This window comes from Pseudomonas urethralis, assembly GCF_021602465.1.
Taxonomy (GTDB): Bacteria; Pseudomonadota; Gammaproteobacteria; order Pseudomonadales; family Pseudomonadaceae; genus Aquipseudomonas; species Aquipseudomonas vlassakiae.
Genome location: NZ_BQIJ01000048.1, coordinates 1 through 1,277, shown reverse-complemented (window position 1 = coordinate 1,277; position 1,277 = coordinate 1). Strand labels below are relative to the sequence as shown.

Annotated in this window: 1 protein-coding gene; it reads left to right on the top strand. The window is 55.9% G+C overall.

Annotated features, from left to right (window positions below; translation table 11 throughout):
- Positions 1–21: 21 nt before the first annotated feature.
- Positions 22–1,277: IS1182 family transposase (locus tag L6D64_RS28110; RefSeq protein WP_176510283.1), on the top strand; the 1,256-nt coding region annotated here is incomplete at its 3' end.

Below are 1,277 nucleotides of genomic sequence, written 5' to 3'. Positions count from 1 at the left end.
GAGATCGTGGCGGGGACGATCATGAAGCGGTTCATTGAAGGTGAGGTCCGGACGCAAGTCACGCTGCTGCCGGAGTGCCTGGATGATTACATCACCGAAGAAAACCCAGTTCGGGTGGTCGACGTTTTCGTCGATGAACTCGACCTGGGAGCACTCGGCTTCGAGGGTGTCGATCCGGCTGCAACGGGGCGTCCGGCCTACCATCCAGCAGTCCTGCTGAAAATCTACATCTATGGCTACCTCAACCGGATTCAGTCCAGCCGCCGGCTTGAGCGCGAGACAGAGCGCAATGTCGAGCTGATGTGGCTAACGGGCCGGTTGGCTCCTGACTTCAAAACGATTGCCGACTTTCGCCGAGACAACGGTAAAGCCATTCGCAGCGTGTGCCGGCAATTCGTAGTGCTGTGCCGCAACCTCAATCTTTTCTCTCAGTCGATCATTGCCATCGACGGCAGCAAATTCAAAGCCGTAAATAACCGCGACCGCAACTTCACCCAGGGCAAGATCAAGGCGCGCATACAGCAGATCGAGCAGAGCATTGACCGCTATCTTGCGGCGATGGATTCGGCGGATCGGGCAGCGCCCGAGGTCGCCGAGGCCAAGGTTGAACGGCTGAGCGAAAAAATAGAGAAGCTGAAACAGCAAATGACGAAGCTCAAGGACATTGAAGCGCAGCTTCACGCCAGCCCAGATCAGCAAATCTCTCTTACCGATCCTGATGCACGCTCAATGGCCACGAGTGGCCGAGGTAGTGGCACGGTTGGCTATAACGTACAAACAGCAGTCGATGACAAACACCATCTGATCATTGCCCATGAAGTCACCAATGTTGGCAATGACCGAACGCAACTGAGCAATATGGCGAATCAGGCGCGCGAAGAGATCGGCGCTGAGTCGCTGACAGTCGTCGCCGACCGAGGCTATTACAAAGGTCCGGAGATCCTTGCTTGCGAGCAGGCCGGGATCACCACTTTTGTACCGAAGCCGCTGACATCAAGCAGCAAAGCGGAAGGCCGATTCGGCAAGCAGGACTTCATCTACATTGCTGCATCGGATGAATACCGATGCCCTGCGGATCAGCTACTGACTCGCCGGCATTCTTCGGTGGAAGACGGCATGTTGCTGCACTGCTACTGGTTCTCGGGCTGCCAAAGTTGCGCCATGCAGAAGCAGTGTACGACGGGTAAGGAACGCCGGTTAAAGCGCTGGGAGCATGAAACGGTAGTCGAAGCGGTGCAGATCCGATTGGAGCATGATCCAGGAAAGATGAAAGTTCG